12 protein-coding genes are annotated in these 17,477 nt (G+C 71.4%); 8 read left to right on the plus strand and 4 right to left on the minus strand.

The annotated features are described in order from the left end of the window. The first annotated feature begins 25 nt into the window (after window positions 1–25). The 5 genes from ACWEOZ_RS37975 to ACWEOZ_RS37995 all read left to right on the plus strand — a co-directional run bounded on the left by ACWEOZ_RS37975 (window position 26) and on the right by ACWEOZ_RS37995 (window position 4,387). Window positions 26–601: a TetR/AcrR family transcriptional regulator gene (locus tag ACWEOZ_RS37975; protein ID WP_451915512.1), complete on the plus strand. Its 576-nt coding sequence runs from the start codon at window positions 26–28 to the stop codon at window positions 599–601. A 126-nt stretch (window positions 602–727) separates the two neighbouring features. After that, the gene (locus ACWEOZ_RS37980; RefSeq protein ID WP_451915513.1) at window positions 728–1,639 is read left to right on the plus strand and encodes an alpha/beta hydrolase family protein; all 912 of its coding nucleotides are present in this window, start codon (window positions 728–730) and stop codon (window positions 1,637–1,639) included. 14 nt (window positions 1,640–1,653) lie between these two features. After that, window positions 1,654–2,493 carry an LLM class flavin-dependent oxidoreductase gene (locus tag ACWEOZ_RS37985; protein ID WP_451915514.1) on the plus strand — a complete coding sequence of 280 codons (840 nt, stop codon included), beginning with the start codon at window positions 1,654–1,656 and terminating at the stop codon, window positions 2,491–2,493. A gap of 164 nt (window positions 2,494–2,657) precedes the next feature. Continuing rightward, a complete protein-coding gene (locus ACWEOZ_RS37990) occupies window positions 2,658–3,602 on the plus strand; it encodes an ATP-binding cassette domain-containing protein (protein ID WP_451915515.1) in 945 nt (314 codons plus the stop codon). Next, on the plus strand, window positions 3,599–4,387 hold the full coding sequence (locus tag ACWEOZ_RS37995; RefSeq protein ID WP_451915516.1) for an ABC transporter permease: 789 nt from the start codon (window positions 3,599–3,601) through the stop codon (window positions 4,385–4,387). Before ACWEOZ_RS37990 ends, ACWEOZ_RS37995 begins: the two co-directional genes overlap by 4 nt. On the opposite strand, the gene ACWEOZ_RS38000 is transcribed toward ACWEOZ_RS37995, so the two are convergent. The 4 genes from ACWEOZ_RS38000 to ACWEOZ_RS38015 form a co-directional block, all read right to left on the minus strand. Continuing rightward, a complete protein-coding gene (locus ACWEOZ_RS38000; RefSeq protein ID WP_451915517.1) occupies window positions 4,363–7,503 on the minus strand; it encodes an ATP-binding protein in 3,141 nt (1,046 codons plus the stop codon). The genes ACWEOZ_RS37995 and ACWEOZ_RS38000 overlap by 25 nt on opposite strands. 31 nt (window positions 7,504–7,534) lie before the next feature. Then, window positions 7,535–9,025: a DUF4041 domain-containing protein gene (locus ACWEOZ_RS38005; protein WP_451915518.1), complete on the minus strand. Its 1,491-nt coding sequence runs from the start codon at window positions 9,023–9,025 to the stop codon at window positions 7,535–7,537. Between the two features lie 20 nt (window positions 9,026–9,045). After that, window positions 9,046–10,104, minus strand: coding sequence for an HIRAN domain-containing protein (locus ACWEOZ_RS38010; RefSeq protein WP_451915519.1), 1,059 nt, complete (start codon window positions 10,102–10,104; stop codon window positions 9,046–9,048). A 111-nt stretch (window positions 10,105–10,215) separates the two neighbouring features. Next, a complete protein-coding gene (locus ACWEOZ_RS38015) occupies window positions 10,216–11,238 on the minus strand; it encodes a LacI family DNA-binding transcriptional regulator (protein ID WP_451915520.1) in 1,023 nt (340 codons plus the stop codon). A gap of 156 nt (window positions 11,239–11,394) precedes the next feature. On the opposite strand from ACWEOZ_RS38015, the gene ACWEOZ_RS38020 reads away from it, so the two are divergent. The 3 genes from ACWEOZ_RS38020 to ACWEOZ_RS38030 all read left to right on the plus strand — a co-directional run bounded on the left by ACWEOZ_RS38020 (window position 11,395) and on the right by ACWEOZ_RS38030 (window position 17,475). Continuing rightward, on the plus strand, window positions 11,395–13,257 hold the full coding sequence (locus ACWEOZ_RS38020) for a glycoside hydrolase family 127 protein (protein WP_451915521.1): 1,863 nt from the start codon (window positions 11,395–11,397) through the stop codon (window positions 13,255–13,257). A 16-nt stretch (window positions 13,258–13,273) separates the two neighbouring features. Next, on the plus strand, window positions 13,274–16,123 hold the full coding sequence (locus ACWEOZ_RS38025; RefSeq protein ID WP_451915522.1) for an MGH1-like glycoside hydrolase domain-containing protein: 2,850 nt from the start codon (window positions 13,274–13,276) through the stop codon (window positions 16,121–16,123). 86 nt (window positions 16,124–16,209) lie between these two features. Then, a complete protein-coding gene (locus ACWEOZ_RS38030; RefSeq protein WP_451915523.1) occupies window positions 16,210–17,475 on the plus strand; it encodes an ABC transporter substrate-binding protein in 1,266 nt (421 codons plus the stop codon). Window positions 17,476–17,477 lie beyond the last annotated feature (2 nt).

A 17,477-nucleotide genomic window follows, 5' to 3' on the forward strand; every position in this document is an offset into this window, starting at 1 on the left:
CGTGGGCGCGAACGTGGTTGACCCCGTGCCCACGCACGGTGGCCGGCGGGTGCGGGTGGACGCCCAGCGCAACATCGACGCGTTGCTCGACGCGGCCAAGGTCGTCTTCAGCACCTCGGGGGTGGACGCACCCGTCCGCGAGATCGCCGCCCGGGCCGGGGTCGGGGTCGGCACGTTCTACCGGCACTTCCCGCTGCGCTCCGACCTGGTCACGGCCGTGTTCCGCCGCGAAGTGGACGCCTGCGCCGAGGCGGCCCCGGCCCTGGCGGCGGAGCACGAGCCCGGCGAGGCCCTCAGCCGCTGGATCTTCCGGTTCACCGACTTCATCGCCACCAAGCGGGGCCTGGCCGCGGCTCTGCACTCGGGCGATCCCGCCTTCAACGTCCTGCCGGACTACTTCCTGCAGCGACTCGGCCCGGCGCTGGGCGGGCTGCTCGACGCCGCCACCGCCGCGGGCGCGGTGCGCGCCGAGGTCAGCGCCCAGGAGCTGCTCTATGCCGTGAGCACCCTGTGCATGTCCGGCGAGGAAGGCGACCACGGCCGGCGCATGGTCGCCCTACTGATCGACGGCCTCAAGTACGGCGCGACAAAACCCTCCTGACCTGCCCTGACAGTCGGCACCCACCGGTGGCCTCCCCCACACCGCTTGCTAAACGGAACACGCCTCCATATCGTTGGATGCGGAACAACGTTCCGCTTTGCTGTCAGCCGTTGAGGAGCGACCACCATGTCCACCACCGTCACCCCCGTTGTCTCTCTGCGCCCGGTGGTCCTGCCGGCCCCGGACCGCGGCGAGGACCTCCAGATCCGGGTGTCCGCCCCGGCCACCGGCCACGACCTGCCGATCATCGTGTTCTCGCACGGCTTCGCCTCATCGATGGACGAGTACGAACCGCTGGCCGGCTACTGGGCCGCCCGCGGCTTCGTGGTGATCCAGCCGACCCACCTCGACTCGGCGACCCTCGCCGTCACCCCGGACGACCCGCGCTACGCCGACATCTGGCGGATCCGGATCGCGGACCTCAAGCGCGTCCTCGACGAGCTCGACCTCATCGAGGCGTCCGTGCCGGGCCTCGCCGGCCGGCTCGACCGGGCCCGGATCGCCGTGGCCGGCCACTCCTGGGGCGGGCAGACAGCCAGCACGCTGCTCGGCGCGCGGGTGCTGGACGCCGGCGGCGTACCGGGCGAGGACCTGAGCGATCCGCGGATCAAGGCGGGCGTCCTGCTCGCCACCACCGGTACGGGCGGAGCCGACCTGTCGCCGTTCGCCGCCGAGCACTTCCCGTTCATGAGCCCGGACTTCGCCGCCATGCGCACCCCGGCCCTGATCGTCGCCGGGGACAAGGACCAGTCGGCGCTGTCGGTACGGGGACCGGACTGGTTCACCGACCCGTACGTGCTCAGCCCGGGCCCGAAGAGCCTGCTCACTCTGTTCGGGGCCGAGCACTCGCTCGGCGGCATCCTCGGTGAGGGCCGCACCGCGACGACGGACGAGAGCCCGGAACGCGTCGCCCTCATCCAGCAGCTCACCTGGGCGTACCTGCGCAGCGCGCTGTATCCCGCGGACCCCGGCTGGACCGACGCGAGCGCCGAGCTGGTGACGGGCACGCACGCCCTGGGCCGGATCGAGGCGAAGTGACCAGCTTCGGCATCATGACCGCCCCGCAACAGGTCGGCTACGGCGACATCCTGCGGGTCTGGCAGGAGGCGGACGCCATCCCGGAGATCGAGCACGCCTGGCTGTTCGATCACCTCATGCCGATCGGCGGCGACCCGGCCGGACCGGCCTTCGAAGGCTGGACGCTGCTGTCGGCCCTCGCCGCGCTGACCACGCGGCTGGGGCTGGGCCTGCTCGTGACCAGCAACCGGTTCCGGCCACCGGCGCTGCTGGCCAAGATGGCGACGACAGTCGACATCGTGTCGGCGGGACGGCTCACCCTCGGCATCGGGGTGGGCTCCCGGCCGGGCCACCCGCTCGCCCGGCGCGAGTACGAGGCCCACGGCCTGCCCTTCCACGACACCGCGCAGGCCGTGGGCAGCCTCGCCGAGGCGTGCACGGTGATCCGGCGGCTGTGGACCGAGACCGAGCCGTTCGACTTCCCGGGCCAGTACGTGCGGCTCACCGGCGCGTACGGCAACCCGAAGCCGGTCCAGCGCCCGCACCCGCCGATCCTCATCGGCGGCCGTTCCGCCGGCACGCTGCGCGTGGTCGCCGAGCACGCCGACGTGTGGAACATCCCCGGCGGAGACCTCGACGACGTGGTCCGCCGCAGCGCGCTGCTGGACCGCTACTGCGCCGAGATCGGCCGGGACCCCGCCACGATCACCCGCTCGATCCACCTGCCGGTCAGCTACGAACAGCCGGCGAGCACCCGCACCGCGATCCACGAGGCGGTCGGCGCCGGCTTCGGGCACATCGTGCTGAGCGTGCCGGCGCCCTACCCGCCGGGCGTCGCCCGCTGGGTCGTCGACGAGCTCATCGCCGCGACCTGACGTTCACCTCACCCTGAGGTGTCAGCGGCGAAGGTCACCGGGATGAAGCCGGAACAAGGTGGCGCCCGCGCCGGAGAAGACGCCGTGAGCCCCTGGTACCCGGCTTGATCCCGTGAAACCACGGTGAAACCGCCGTGATCCGCCGCCGCGGCACTGTCGGGCGCATGACGACAACCTCCACCGAGCCGGCCATCGCCGTGACGGGCCTGCGCCGGTCGTACGGCGACCACGTCGTGCTCGACGGCATCGACCTCCAGGTGTCCGCCGGCACCGTCTTCTCCCTGCTCGGCCCCAACGGCGCCGGCAAGACCACCATGGCGCAGATCCTGTCCACGCTCATCCGGGCCGACTCCGGCGCGGTCCGCGTCGGCGGTCACGACGTGGCCCGCGAGCCCGACCGGGTCCGCGCGGCGATCGGTGTCACCGGTCAGTTCTCCGCGGTCGACAGCTTCCTCACCGGCGAGGAGAACCTGCTGCTCATGGCCGACCTGCACCACCTCGGGCGGGGCGAGGGCCGGCGGCGGGCGGCGGAGCTGCTCGAGCGGTTCGGGCTCGGGGAGGCGGCGCGGCGGCCCAGCGTCACGTATTCGGGCGGGATGCGGCGCCGGCTCGATCTGGCCATGGGTCTCATCGGTGATCCCCGGGTGATCTTTCTCGACGAGCCGACCACCGGGCTGGATCCGCGCAGCCGGCGCGACATGTGGCAGATCGTCCGGGAGCTGGCCGGCCGGGGCGTGACCGTGTTCCTCACCACGCAGTATCTCGAGGAGGCGGACCGGCTCGCCGATCGGATCGCGTTGCTCGACCGGGGCCGGCTCGTCGCCCAGGGCACCCCGGACCAGCTCAAGCGGCTGGTGCCGGGCGGGCACGTCGAGCTGCGGTTCCCCGGCGAATCCGACCTGAACGCCGCGGCCGCGGTGCTGGGCGTCCCGGCCGATCCGGCGGAGGAGTCGCTGGTCCTGCGGGTGCCCGGGGACGGCAGTGTCCGTTCGCTGAAGGTCCTGCTGGATCGTCTCGACACCGCCGCCGTCGACGTGCAGGGACTGGCCGTCCGTACGCCGGATCTCGACGACGTGTTCCTCGCCGTGACGGGCGGGCTCGCGCGATGACCGCGATGACCCTGGCCGTGCGCGACTCGGCCACCATGCTGCGCCGGCAGCTGCGGCACCTGGCCCGGAACCTGCCCTTGCTGCTGATGCTGCTCGCCGTGCCGATCATCTTCCTGCTGATGTTCGTCTATGTGCTCGGCGGCACGCTCGGTGACGGCCTCGGCGGGTCCGGCGGCCGGAGCGCCTACGTCAACTACGTGACGCCCGGCATCCTGCTCGTCACCATCGCCGGTGCCGTGCAGGGCACCGCGCTGGCGGTGGCGATGGACATGACCGAGGGCATCATCGCCCGGTTCCGGACCATGGCGATCGCCCGGGTGTCGGTGCTGACCGGGCACGTGCTGGGCAGCGTCCTGCAGACCCTGGCCCAGCTCACCGTCGTCCTGGGCGTCGCCGTGCTCGTCGGTTTCCGGCCCGCCGCGTCCGTGGTCGAATGGCTGGCGGTCGCCGGGATCCTCACCGCGGCGACCTTCGCCCTGGTATGGCTGGCCGTGGCGATGGGCCTGGCCGCCCGGACGGTCGGGGCGGCCAGCAACCTGCCGATGCCGCTGCTGCTGCTGCCCTTCTTCGGCAGCGGCTTCGTGCCGACCGATTCGCTGCCGGCCGGGCTGCGGTGGTTCGCCGGGCACCAGCCGTTCACGCCGATCATGGAGACGCTGCGCGGGCTGCTGCTGGGCACCCCGATCGGCGGGAGCGCCGCGCTCGCGCTCGGCTGGTGCGCCGCGATCGCGCTGGGCGGCTATCTGTGGGCGAAGCGGCTCTACAACCGCGACCGTACGCGCTGATCAGCGCCCGTCGCGCGAGCCCGCATCAGATCCCGCGCCTCCCGGCGCATCCCGGCCCGGTCCAGGCCGGCGTACGACAGCACCGCCTCCTCGTACGCCGGCCGGTCGGCCTGCTCGGCGTCCGCCCGGGCCGACGCCGCCGCCATCGTCGGCTGGAACATCCGCAGGAACCCGAACCTCTCGGCCAGTGCGATCATCCGCGCCACCGACCGCGCCCGGTCCGGATCACCGGTACGCCGGGCCGGTGCGTGGTCCGTGACGGCGATCGCCAGCAGCAGGGTGCCGCAGATCAACTGCTCGATCGGGTACGGCGGTGAGCCGTCCAGCAGCCGGATCAAGCGCGGGGGCAGCGTGTCGGCGAGGTCGGCCACGAGGTCGAGCCGGCCGTACCGGGCATGCGCGACGACGGCCACCGACCGCGCCTCCACCGCCCAGGGGTCCGCACCGCCGACGGGCACCTGGTCGACCGCCCGCCGCCACAGCCGCAGGCCGGCCTCCACCTCGCCGCGAGCCAGCAGCAGCTCGGCCCGGATGCCGAGGTCGTGGCCGGCCGACGTGACGTCCTCGTCGAGCGCGACCCCGGTGAGCCCGTCCAGCCACCGTCCGGCCTCGACGGTGTCGCCGAGCTGGAGGTTGGCCAGCACCAGCCAGGCCCGTACCCCGACGATGTCGGTCCGGGCGCCGAGGCGCTGAAGCAGCGGCAGCGCCGCGAGCAGGTGGTCGCGGGCCTCGGCGCCCTGCTCCTGCCGCAGGCAGAGCTCGGCGACCCGGCCGTGGCCGACCGCCCGCGGCCACGGCAGCTCCAGCCGGGTGAAGAGGTCGAGCCCCCGCCGGGCCGTCCGCACCGCGGCGTCGGCGTCGCCGGTCATCTCCCAGTAGTAGCCGGCGAGCGTGTTCGCGGCGGCGGCCAGCAGCGGCTCGGTGCTCTCGCACAGCCGGGGCAGCTCCGCCGGGTCGCCCAGAGCGCCGATCACCCGGCCGATCGCCCTGATCACCGTGTCCGGCCGCGCCGGGCCGAGCCGCCGCAGTGCGACCAGCGCCCGCAGCGGCCGCGGATCCGCACCGCTGAAGGTGGCCACCACCGGAACGGTCAGGGCGGTCCGGGTCACCTCGACGAACGCCGGCTCCGGCCGGTAGTGCGACAGCGGCCAGGAGATCTGCCGCATCAGCGTCAGGAGCTGTGCGTGGCGGGACTCCAGGCTCCAGATGCCCCCGAGCACTGCGGCAACCGCGGCGATGGTGGGCCGATCGTCGCGGTCGAGGGCCAGCCGCAGCGCCTGGTGCAGGTTCTCCTGCTCCGCCTCGACCACGGCGATCGCCTCGTACGGGTCGGCGCCGAGCAGATCCCCATGATGGCTGATGCCGAACCCGCGCGCCCAGGCCAGGAACGCGGCCGTCACGTCGCCGGTCTCCTCAGCCGCCCCGAGCCGCGCGGCGCTGAACTCCCGGACCGTCTCCAGCATCCGCAACCGGGTGCCCGACGGGGTGTCGAGGGTCTTGAGCAGCGAATGGTCGACCAGGTGCTCCAGCAGCACCAGCCCGTCCGCCTCCCCCGGGCCGGCGGGCAACGCCCCCAGCAGTCGACAAGCGGCGTCCGGAGTGAACCCGTCGACGAACACCGACAACGCGCGCATCGCCGCCCGGCCGGCCGGCTCCAGCAGGTTCCAGCTCCAGTCGACCACGGCGTACAGCGTGTGGTGGCGTTGCGGTGCGTCCCGGGCCGCACCCCGCAACAGGCCGAACCGGTCATCGAGCCGCCGGGCGAGTTCCGGCACGGACATGATCCGTACCCGCGCGGCGGCCAGCTCGACCGCCAGCGGCAGCCCGTCCAGGTGGCGGCACACCTCCGCCACCGCGCCCGCGGGCAGCTCGACGCCCGGCCGCGTCGCCCGCGCACGTTGCCCGAACAGGTCCACGCTGGTCGGCAGGCTCAGCTCCGGCAGCCGGTGGACCACCTCCGACGACAGTCCCAGCGGCATCCGGCTCGTGGTGAGAATCCGCAGCTCCCCGGTGGCCGACACGCACTCACGAACCAGCTCGGCGACGGCGGCGACGACGTGCTCGCAGTTGTCCAGCACCAACAGGGAGGGCCCGCCGCCCACCGCAGCGGCGACGCTCCTGGCCGTGACCAGCCCGCGCCGCTCCCCCACGCCGAGTGCCGCCGCCACCTCCCCGATCACGTCATCAGGGCTTGAGATGCCGGCGAGCGGCACGACGGTGACCGCCGGCACCTCGGACCGACGGGCCACGGCGTGCGCGAGCCGCGTCTTGCCGAGCCCGCCGGGCCCGACGATCGAGACCACCCGGGAGGTACGCAGCAACGCCTCCACCCCGGCGACGTCGTCATCGCGGCCCAGCAACGGATTGGGCTCGTAGGCGACGCCCCGCCGTACCGTGGGCACCACGCCCCGCAGCAGCCGCTGATGCTCGGCCCGCAACGCCGCGCCGGGATCGGTGCCGAGCTCGTCGCGCAGCGACCGCCGGTAGGCGTCGTAGCGACCCAGGGCCGAGGCCGGACCGGCCGTCGCCGCCTCGCACCGCACCAGCTCGACAAGCACCTCCTCGTCCCGAGGCCGCTCAGCGGCCACCTCGGCCAGCAGCTCCACCGCCTCGGCGGACCGGCCCAGACGGGCCAGCGCGAGCGCGCGGACCCGTACCAGTGCGCGCTGGGTGACCCACCGCTCGGCCCGCAGCGCAGTGAGCGGATCGTCGGCCGGCCCGGGCCGGGCACCGCCATAGTGGGCGAGACCGGCGTCGGCGTGCCGCAACGCCGCGGCATGGTCGCCCGTCAGCGAAGAACGGGCGGCTGCCTCGGCCCGGAGCAGCACCACCGAGCTGTCGACCTGATCGTCGGCCAGCGCGAGCCGGTACCCGCCCGGGGTACGGACGATGAGGCCGGCGCCGAGCTGCGACCGGGCCCGGGAGACGAGAATCTGCAGGGCCTTGGCCGGATTCTCAGGCCGGCGATCGGGCCAGATGCCCTCGATCAGCCGCCGGGTGCCGCAGCCGGCACGGAGATCGGCGGCGAGCAGGGCGATGAGGGCCTGCAGCCGAGGACCGACGATCTCCTGGTCGCGGAAGGAGACCCGGGACAGCAGGACCAGATCGGGGGCCACGGCCCCAGACTACCGACGATCAGCTCCCCCTCTACACCTTGACCTCGTCCTGAGTCTGGGTGAGGCTCTGGCGATATTCCAATGCCTCCGGAATCTCTTCGTACTGCAGAAGATTGCCGGTGAGCTCCATCAGCTGTTGTTTGGCTTTCGCCGGAGTGGCGTAGAAGAATTCGCGTCGCTGGTTGATCAGATTGACACGACGGTCGGCGAACCGGGCGTGCATCCGGGCTTCGATCCCGACAGCATCTTCCGAGAAGAACAGCGCGTGCACGTCGAAATTGAATGGCACCGAGGCGTCGCTGAGTTCCCGCACCCGGTCCATCGGGTCCAGTCGGCGCGTCATTCCCACTTTGATCATCCGCTCGCCGAATGCCCCCAGGTTCGAGATGACATAGACATAACCGGCCCGGACGTTGGCGGCCCGATAGTCGACGTCCTGGATGGCGGTGTCGATCTGGGCGAGCCGTTCCTGCAGCTGGGCGGCGCCGTCGACATCCCCCTTGGCGTGCAGGGTCGCGAGCGCGTTGACGTAGTGCTGGCGTTCCTTGTCGAGGCGGGCGCGTTCCCGGTCGATCTCCTGCTGCACGCGTCGCTCCTCGCGCAGCCGGGCCTTCTCCTCGCGTTCCCGTTCCTTGTCGTCGGCGACCTTCTGCACGTAGTCGGCGGTGAGGGTCAACTCACGGACCCTGAGCCGGTGGTAGTCCTCCGCGATGCGGATGTCCATCGTCTTGCCGAGGCGGGCGATCGTGGAGGCCACCTTGTCCAGCCGCTCGATCGCGGCGTCGACCTTGTACGGCTTGAGCCCTCTGACCAGGTTGTCAGCCTCGGCGTTGTACGCGCGCAGCATCAGCTTGGAGTAGTCGCGAAGCATGGTGCGTCCCTGGGCGGCGGAACCGTTGACCGACCAGCCACTTGCCGCGAGGACCGCTCCCCCGTCGGCCTTGGCCATCGTCTTGATCTGGGTCTGCAGCCGGACGAGCTCGCTCTGGTAGGCCACAGCGTCACTGAGCGGGTGCCGGTACTGGTACACGCCGGCTTCCTGCAGCAACGCCGTTTCCTCGGTCACGACGACCTGGTGGCGCAGTTCCTCGAGCCGCTGCAGCAGAGCGGTCTGCTGCGCCTGGCCCCGGGCCGTCTGTTCGGCGACCTCCCGTCCCAGCCGCTCGCGGTACTGCTCCAGCTCCATGACCGAGAACGCGCCCAGCCTGCTCATCTCGGCGCGGAGGTGCTCCAGTTCGGCGTGCAGCTGCGTCACCTCCGATGCCAGCTCCCGGGCCTTGCCCCGAGCGCCGAACAGCGGAATGCCAGTGTCCTGCGCCGGTGCCGCCGCCGGCGCCGTGGGCGCCACCGGTGGTGATGGCGGCGGCGCACTCACCACAGGTGGTGCGGGAGTCTCGTCGACCCAGAGCTGCCATCCCGGCGGCGGAGGTCCCCAGGCAGGATCGGGCACCCATCCCGGCGGTGGCAACCAGCCGGCCGGTGGCGTGGGCCAGTTCGGTGGCGTATTGAAACGGAAACCCATGGCTCATCCCCTCCTGCTGATCAGTTCCACACCGGCATCCACCACTGCCACCCGTACGGGGCCGCGGGCCAAGAGGGATCAGGACGCCAACCGGGCGGCGGACTCCAACCCTCGGGCGGTTGCGGCCAGTCGGGTGGCACGACGAACTTGATGCCGGTCGGCGGTGGCGGAATCGGGCCGTGCTCAGCGAGAGGTGCGACAACCGGCACCGCAGCCGCGGGCGCCACGGCTGTGGGCGCCTGCACCGCGGCGCCGGTGGCGACCGGGACGTCGGACAGCCACGTCTCGGGCAACTCGTGGGCTCGTGCCACGTAGAGGACGACCTCGGCCTTGATCCGATTGCCCTTGACGATGGCTCGGGCCGCTGTGAGCCGGCCACTCTCGCCCAGATGCCGGATGACGGCCAGGAGCTCGCTGCTCATCCTGGGCGTGAGCTGCCCGACCCTCGCGTCGTCGATCCGAACCTCGACGACGGTGCGGGACGTGCGGGCCAGCTGCTCGGTCATCTCGTGCAACGTGACGTGCACCCAGCATTCGCCTTCCGGGCGCAGCCACGGCTGGATCGCGTCCAGATGCTGTTCCTCACCGGTGACCTGGATGGCTGCGCCGACCGGCAGCAGCCGGTGCGCCGCGCTCGGTGCGCCGTTGACCGGCACGATGAGATGCGGTTCGGCGAGCTCCAGCCGCACCGAGGCGGTGAAGCCGTCCCGATCCCCGAGATCGGAGTATTGTGCCGCCCAGATCCGTGCGGACACCTGCGGCGCCCATCCCTGAGCCACCAGCGCGGACAGCACCGGGGCATATCGCGGTGCATCGTCACGGGAAAGGTGACCGAGCTGGCGCGAGCCGGCCCAGACGCCGATCGCATTGCGGTCGAATTTGTTGTGCGGGTCGGGCGTGAGCTGCACCGTCGTCACAATTTCGGCACCGCTCGCCTTGAAATCAGCGCCCAGCAGGCCGCGAATTGATTTCGCATAATGCGATTCGCCGACGACGTCCACGCTGGACCAGCCACGGCCCCACAGATCAAACGGAATCGACATGGTCGGACTGTACTGGCGCAGCGCCGGATGTCCCACAGCGAAACGTTCCCCCGAATCGTCCGGACTACCGGTCCTGACGGAGGGCAAGGTCGGCCTTTCAGCGGAAGACACCCGGCTCAGCGCGACGCCGTCGCCTTTGCCGATCGCCTACCGGCCGGGGGCGATGCCGGTGGATTCGCGGACGATGAGGCGGCCGGGTTCGCGGATCACGCCCGAGGTCTTGCCGCCGTCGAGGGCGGCGAACAGGTGCCGCACCGCCGATGCGCCCAGTTGTTCCAGGTTCAGGTCGACTGTGGTCAGCGGCGGGCGGCATTCCGCGGCGATGACCTCCCAGTTGTCGTAGCCGACCACCGCGATGTCGTCCGGGATGGATCGGCCCAGGTCGCGCAGGGCTTCGGTCACCCCGTAGGCGATCTGGTCGCTGCCGCAGAAGATGGCGTCGACGTCCGGGTGGCTCGCCAGCAGCGCCGTCGCGGCGTGCCGGCCCCAGCGCTGGGACCACTGGCCGAACATCGGTTCGCCGGCCAGGGACAGGCCGGCCGCGTCGAGCACCTCCCGGGTCGCCGACGCCCGGTCGCGGGCCGCACGGTAGGTGCGGTCGCCGGTGATGTGGGCGATCCGGCGCCGGCCGAGCGAGACCAGGTGCTCGGCGGCGAGCCGGGCGCCGCCCGCGTCGTCGGCCACGATGGACACGTCGTCGGGGTCGTCGGATTCGCAGAAGACGTACACCACCGGCACCGGGATGTCCGCGGTCAGGGACGGGCGGATCTCGTTGGCGTCGCCGAGCACGATGAAGCCGTCGACCTGGCGGGCCAGCAGGGTGCGGATGTAGTGCCGGCGGCGGATGGCGTCGCCGCGGGCGTCGCACAGCAGCACGCTCATCTGCTCGTTGCCCAGGGCGTTCTCCGCACCCAGCAGGACCGGGATGGTGAAGCGGGCGGCGGAGAGCTCGTCGGTGAGCAGGCCGATGGTCCGGGTGTTGCCGGAGATCAGGCCCCGGGCCAGCACGTTGGGCTGGAACGAGAGCTCGTCGGCGGCCATGATGACGCGCTGCCGGGTCGCCGGGGCCACCTCGTCGCGGGCGTTCAGTGCCTTGGAGGCAGTCGCCAGCGACACACCCGCGCGCTGGGCGACGTCGGACAACGTGACCCCGGACCGTCGCCGCGCCATGAACCGCCCCCCGAAAACTTTTCGGTCAGCATAGCGACGGCTCCACCCGCCCGCCATGGGCGCTCGATAAGGATACAAGTCAGAAATCGATCGTTGACAATGCGTAGGAGCGCTGCCACGCTTCCCGAAAAGGTTTTCGGAGTTTCGGAGCAGCGCATGAGCGAAGCAGACACCGGACCCTCCCGGGGTGGCCCCGTCGCGCCGTCACGGGGTGCCCTGCGGCCGGTTCCGCTGTCGTCCGTACGCCTCGCCGGGGGTTTCTGGGGTGAGCGGCAGGCGGTCAACAGCACCGCCACCCTGGCGCACTGCCGCACCTGGATGGACCGGCTCGGCTGGACCGGCAACTTCACGGCCGGCCCGTTCGGTCGCCGAGGCCGGGAGTTCGCCGACTCCGAGATCTACAAGCTCCTCGAGGCACTGTGCTGGGACACCGACGAGCACACCGCCGACCTCGGCTTCCTGACGGGCCTGGTCGCCCGGGCCCAGGCCGGCGACGGTTACCTGAGCACCGCGTACGGGCGGCCCGGTCAGGACGAGCGCTACAGCGACCTGACCTTCGGCCACGAGCTCTACTGCATCGGCCACCTGCTGCAGGCGGCCGTGGCCGCCGCTCGCACCGGCCGCGCGCCACAGCTGGTCGAGGTGGCGCGGCGGGCCGCCGACCATGTCGTCGAGACCTTCGGCCCGGGCCGCAACGAGGGTGTCTGCGGGCATCCGGAGATCGAGACCGCGCTCGTCGAGCTCTACCGGGAGACCGGCGACCGGCGCTACCTGGACCAGGCGAGCTGGTTCGTCGACCGGCGCGGGCAGCGCAGTCTGCCCGAGCACGAGTTCGGCTGGGCGTACTTCCAGGACGACATCCCGGTGCGCCACGCCCAGGTGTTCCGCGGCCACGCGGTGCGCGCGCTCTATCTCGCGGCCGGCGCGGTCGACGTGGCCGTCGAGACCGGCGATGCCGACCTGCTGGCGGCCGTGCGGCGCCAGTTCGACCGTACGCTGGCCCGCCGCACCTACCTCACCGGCGGGATGGGCTCCCGGCACCTGGACGAGTCGTTCGGTGACGACTTCGTGCTGCCCGCCGACCGCGCGTACGCCGAGACGTGCGCCGGGGTCGCCACCATCATGCTGGCCCACCGGCTGCTGCTGGCCACCGGGGACACCCGCTACGGCGACATCGTGGAACGGGTCCTCTACAACGTCATCGCCACCGCGGTCGCCGACGACGGGCGCGGCTTCTTCTACGCCAACACGCTGCACCAGCGCACCCGCACGGAGAACGTCCCGGCCGATCGCGAGCAGCTGCGCTTCGGCGGCGGGCCCCGGGCGCCGTGGTTCGAGGTCTCGTGCTGCCTGCCCAACCTCGCCCGGCTGCTGGCGGCCCTGGAGACGTACCTGGTGACCAGCGACGACGGCGGGGTGCAGCTGCACCAGTACGCCGATCTCGACGTCTCGGCCGGCGGCCTGGACCTCAGCGTGCGGACCGGTTACCCGGACCACGGCGTGGTCGTGGTCCGGGTCGAGGCCGCCGAGGACCGCGAGCGGACGCTCACCCTGCGGGTCCCGGCCTGGGCGGGCGACGCCCGGGTGGTGGACCGGACCGGCAGCCGGCCGGTGCGGCCCGGCCCGGTCACGATCACCCGGCGGTTCACCGCCGGGGAGGAGATCTGCCTGGAACTGCCGCTGCGGCCGCGATGGACCGCCGCCGACCCCCGGGTCGATGCGGTACGCGGCTGCGTCGCCGTCGAGGTCGGTCCGCTGGTGATGTGCGCCGAGTCGGTCGACCTCGATCCGGGCGCCCAGCTGGACGACCTGCGCGTCGACACGACGCAGGCGCCGCAGGCCGACGCGGTCAAGGGCTGGTTCACCGCACCGGCCGACGCGGCCTGGCCGTACCACGGGATCGGGGGCGGGCCCGGGCAACCGCGGACCCCGCGCCTGGTGCCGCTCGTGCCGTACCACCGCTGGACCCGGCGCGGTCCCACCACGATGCGGGTCTGGCTGCCCACTACCCCTGCGTAGAACTGGAGGTGACGCGATGCCGTACGCCCGCTGGAGACCCGGACTGGCAGCCGCGCTGACCGTCGTCCTGTCCACCACCGCCGCCACCGTGCTCGGCACCGCCTCCCCCGGCAGTGCGGCGCAGACGATCGGCTACCCCAGCTTCTCCGGCCCGGCCGTCCCGGCGCCACCGGTCGGCCTCAGCACCGGCAACACCATGGCGGCCATCTTCGACGCGGAGAGCGGCGGCACCGACTACTGGATGGACCGGCTGCTGGCCCGCCCCGGCAACGATCCGGCCGGCCCCTGGCTGATGAGCCGGGGCCGGGCCGTGTTCATGAAGACCCACAACCCGGGCACGCTCGGCTTCGGCGGCCAGGTCGCGTACTGGGAGAGCATCGACGACCGCAGCGCCTTCACGGTGACCGCGTCGCCGGGGACCTTCACCGAGCAGGTCGCGCAGCGCTGGCAGGCGCCCAGCCACTTCCGCAGCGTGCACACCAGCGGGCCGGTACGCATCAACCAGACGAAGTTCATCACCCAGCAGAACGTCGCGGTGGCCAACCTGTCCATCACCAACACCGGCACCGCCGCCACCACCGTGCAGCTGCGCGCCACCTCCCCGTACGCGACCACCGCCAGCGGCAGCGAGCTCACCGGACAGGTCAACGCCCGCAACAACCTCACCACGCTGTATCCGCGTTTGTCCGGTGACGGCTTCACGGTCACCGACGGCGGGCTCAGCCGCTCGATCACTGTCGCCCCGGGCGCCACGGTCACCACCAAAGTGCAGCTGGGCTTCGTGACCTCGGAGATCCCGGAGTCGCTGACCGAGTACACGGCGTATCGGGGCTACTCCCCGGCCAGCGCCTTCGCCACCCACACGCGGGAGTACAACCGGTGGTGGGCGCAGAACGTGCCCTACCTGGACGTGCCCGAGCCGGCCATCAAGAAGAACATCTACTACCGCTGGTGGCTGATGCGCTTCAACCACCTCGACGCCGACATCCCGGGGCAGGACTTCCAGTTCCCCACCTCGGTCGAGGGCGCGCTGGGTTACAACAACGCCATCGTGCTCACCCAGCCGATGCACATCGACGACCTGAAGTACCTGCGCGACCCGGTCTACGCGTACGGGCCGTGGGTGTCCGTCGGGCAGGTGTCCAAGGGTGGCCGCTTCGTCGACAACCCGGGCGACCCGGAGAACTGGTCCAACAGCTACGCCCAGTACATCTCCGAGGCGGCCTGGCGGTCGTACCAGATCCACGGCGGGCAGCCGGCCATCGCCGGCAACCTCGCCCGCTACGCCGAGGGCGACGTCAAGGACCAGCTGGCCTTCTACGACCACGACGGCAACGGCCTGATCGAGTACGACTGGGGCGCGCTGACCGGCAACGACGCGGACGCGGTGTCCTTCCACTGGCGGGCCGGTCAGCTCGACCGCACCGAGTCGGCCTACGTCTACAGCAACGCGCTGGCCGCCGCGCAGGCGTACGAGGCGACCGGCAACACCGCCAAGGCCGACGAGATGCGCCGGTTGGCCGAACGGATCCGCACCGCGATCGTCGGCGTGCTCTGGAATCCCGGCCGTCACCTGTTCGAGCACCGGCACGTCGCCACCAACGCCCACGTGCCGTGGAAAGAGATCAACAACTACTACCCGTTCTCGGTCGGCGCGATCCCGAACACCGATCAGTACAAGCAGGCGCTGCGGCTGTTCGCCGACCCGGCCGAGTACCCGATCTTCCCGTTCTTCACCGCGAACCAGCGGGACAAGGCGGCCGCCGCCGCGGCCGGCCAGCCCGGCAGCAACAACTTCTCCACCATCAACTCCACCGTGCAGTTCCGGCTCTACTCCTCGGTGCTGCGCAACTATCCGAACCAGTGGATGACCGCCGAGGACTACAAGAAGCTGCTGTACTGGAACGCCTGGTCACAGTACGTCGGCGGGGACACCCGGTGGCCGGACGCCAACGAGTTCTGGGCCAACTGGAACGCCGCCACCCGGACCATCGACTACCGGTCCTGGATCCACCACAACATCCTCGGCAGCAGCAACTGGACGGTCATCGAGGACGTCATGGGGTTGCGCCCGCGCAACGACAACCAGATCGAGTTGGGCCCGATCGGCATCGGCTGGTCGCACTTCGCCGCCAACAACCTCCGCTACCGCAACGCCGACCTGTCGGTGGTCTGGGACGACCCAGCCGACGGCATCACCCGCTACCCCGGCATACCGCAGGGCTACTCGGTCTTCCTCAACGGCACCCGGGCGCTCACCGTCGACCGGCTCACCCGCGTGCTGTACAACCCGGCCACCGGCTCGGTCACCCTGCCCGCGGGCGGCTCGGTCACCTTCAGCACCCCGGTCGGCGGGATCCAGGCCCCGACCCAGGTGGTGCAGAGCAGCGCCCGCATGGTCGACCTGTTCGCCAAGGCCGGCACCGACCTGACCTCGGCCCGGGCCGACTACGCCCGCGGCGCGGCGACCACCGCGTCGTACACGGCCGCCGGCACCTCCGGATCGGCCGCGGTCGACGGGTATCCGGTCAACGAACCGATCTGGGGCACCTACGGCTCACCGAACAGTACGGACACGCTCGAGGTGAACCTCGGCCAGAGCCGCCGGATCGACGAGCTGCGGCTGTACTTCCGCAACGACCGGGCCGCCAACCGCTACCGGCAGCCGTCGGCGTACCAGGTGCAGTACTTCAACGGCAGTGCCTGGGTCGACGTCTCCTCGGCGGTGCGGACGCCGGCCACGCCGCGCGCCAACTACAACCAGGTCCGCTTCGCCGCGGTGGACACCCAGCGGGTGCGGGTGCAGGTCACCCACGCGTCCGGCTTCCGGACCGGAATGACCGAGCTCCAGGTGTACGGCCCGTAGCGCGAGCCCGCGGGGAGGATGTGCCCGGCATCCTCCCCGCGCCCCCTTTCCCCGCACGTCACGCGCCACCGATCAGGAGGACTGCTTTGAGACGCTGGTTGAGCGGCATCGTCGCCGCGACCTTGGTGGCCGGGTCGGCCGCCTGCGGCGCCGACAGCCCGGACGACAACACCGCCGGTACGGACTCCGGCGCCACCATCACCCTGTGGACGCGGGCGGCCACCGAGTCGGTGTCGAAGGCGTACGCCGAGACGTACAACGCCACGCACAAGAACGAGGTCGAGGTCACCGCCTACCCCAACGAGGAGTACCCGGCGAAGCTGGCCTCCGCCGCCGGAGCCCGCTCGCTGCCCGACCTGTTCGCCGCCGACGTGGTCTTCGCACCGCAGTACGCCTCGCAGGGCCTGTGGCTGGACCTGACCGAGCGGTTCGGCACGCTGCCGGTGAAGGACAAGGTCTCCCCCGCCCACGTGCGCAACGGCACCTGGAAGAACAAGAACTACGCCGTCCCGCACACCATCGACATGTCGGTGCTGCTCTACAACAAGGACCTGTACAAGAAAGCCGGGCTGGATCCGGAGAAGCCGCCGACCACTCTCACCGAGTTCGCCGAGCAGGCCCGCGCCGTGGACAAACTCGGCGGCGGCGTCAACGGCACCTACTTCGGCGGCAACTGCGGCGGCTGCAACGTGTTCACCCTCTGGCCCTCGGTCTGGGCCGCCGGCGGGGACGTGATGAACGCCGACGGTACCGAGAGCACCATCGACTCCCCCGCCATGGCCGAGGTCTTCGCCCTCTACCGCAGCCTGTACGAGGACGGCGTGGCCGCTCCGGCGTCGAAGGACGAGGCCGGACCCACCTGGCTCGGTGCCCTGCAGAGCGGCAAGGTCGGCATCGCACCCGCGCCGTCGGTCTGGCTCGGCATCATCGAGGAGAAGACCGACCTCGAGCTGGGCGTCGCGCCGATCAGCGGCATCGACGGCGGCGAGTCCACGTTCGTCGGCGGCGACTCGATCGGCATCGGCGCCACCACGAAGAACGCGGACGCCGCCTGGGACTTCCTCGCCTGGAGTCTGGGTGACGAAGCTCAGGTCGAGGTGATCGCCAAGAACAAGGGCGTACCGGTGCGCACCGACCTGGCCACCAACAAGTACTCGTCGGCCGACCCCCGGATCGTCGCCGTCAACAGCCTGATGGCCAAGGGGAGGACGCCGTACGCGAAGAACTTCAACGCCACCTACAACGACCCGCAGAGCCCCTGGATCACCACGTTCCGCGGGGCGCTGTTCGGCGATGCCGGCAAGTCCCTCGGCGAGGGTGCCGCCGCGCTGACCGCCTCCCTGAAGAAGTAGGA

The sequence above is a fragment of the Actinoplanes sp. NPDC004185 genome, assembly GCF_053603475.1.

What these genes read in the sequence shown, in the direction of transcription:
- ACWEOZ_RS37980 (WP_451915513.1), top strand. Translation starts at nt 728, where the DNA reads ATGTCCACCACCGTCACCCCCGTTGTCTCTCTGCGCCCGGTGGTCCTG.
- ACWEOZ_RS37985 (WP_451915514.1), top strand. Translation starts at nt 1,654, where the DNA reads ATGACCGCCCCGCAACAGGTCGGCTACGGCGACATCCTGCGGGTCTGG.
- ACWEOZ_RS37990 (WP_451915515.1), top strand. Translation starts at nt 2,658, where the DNA reads ATGACGACAACCTCCACCGAGCCGGCCATCGCCGTGACGGGCCTGCGC.
- ACWEOZ_RS37995 (WP_451915516.1), top strand. Translation starts at nt 3,599, where the DNA reads ATGACCGCGATGACCCTGGCCGTGCGCGACTCGGCCACCATGCTGCGC.
- ACWEOZ_RS38005 (WP_451915518.1), bottom strand. Translation starts at nt 9,025, where the DNA reads ATGGGTTTCCGTTTCAATACGCCACCGAACTGGCCCACGCCACCGGCC.
- ACWEOZ_RS38015 (WP_451915520.1), bottom strand. Translation starts at nt 11,238, where the DNA reads ATGGCGCGGCGACGGTCCGGGGTCACGTTGTCCGACGTCGCCCAGCGC.
- ACWEOZ_RS38020 (WP_451915521.1), top strand. Translation starts at nt 11,395, where the DNA reads ATGAGCGAAGCAGACACCGGACCCTCCCGGGGTGGCCCCGTCGCGCCG.
- ACWEOZ_RS38025 (WP_451915522.1), top strand. Translation starts at nt 13,274, where the DNA reads ATGCCGTACGCCCGCTGGAGACCCGGACTGGCAGCCGCGCTGACCGTC.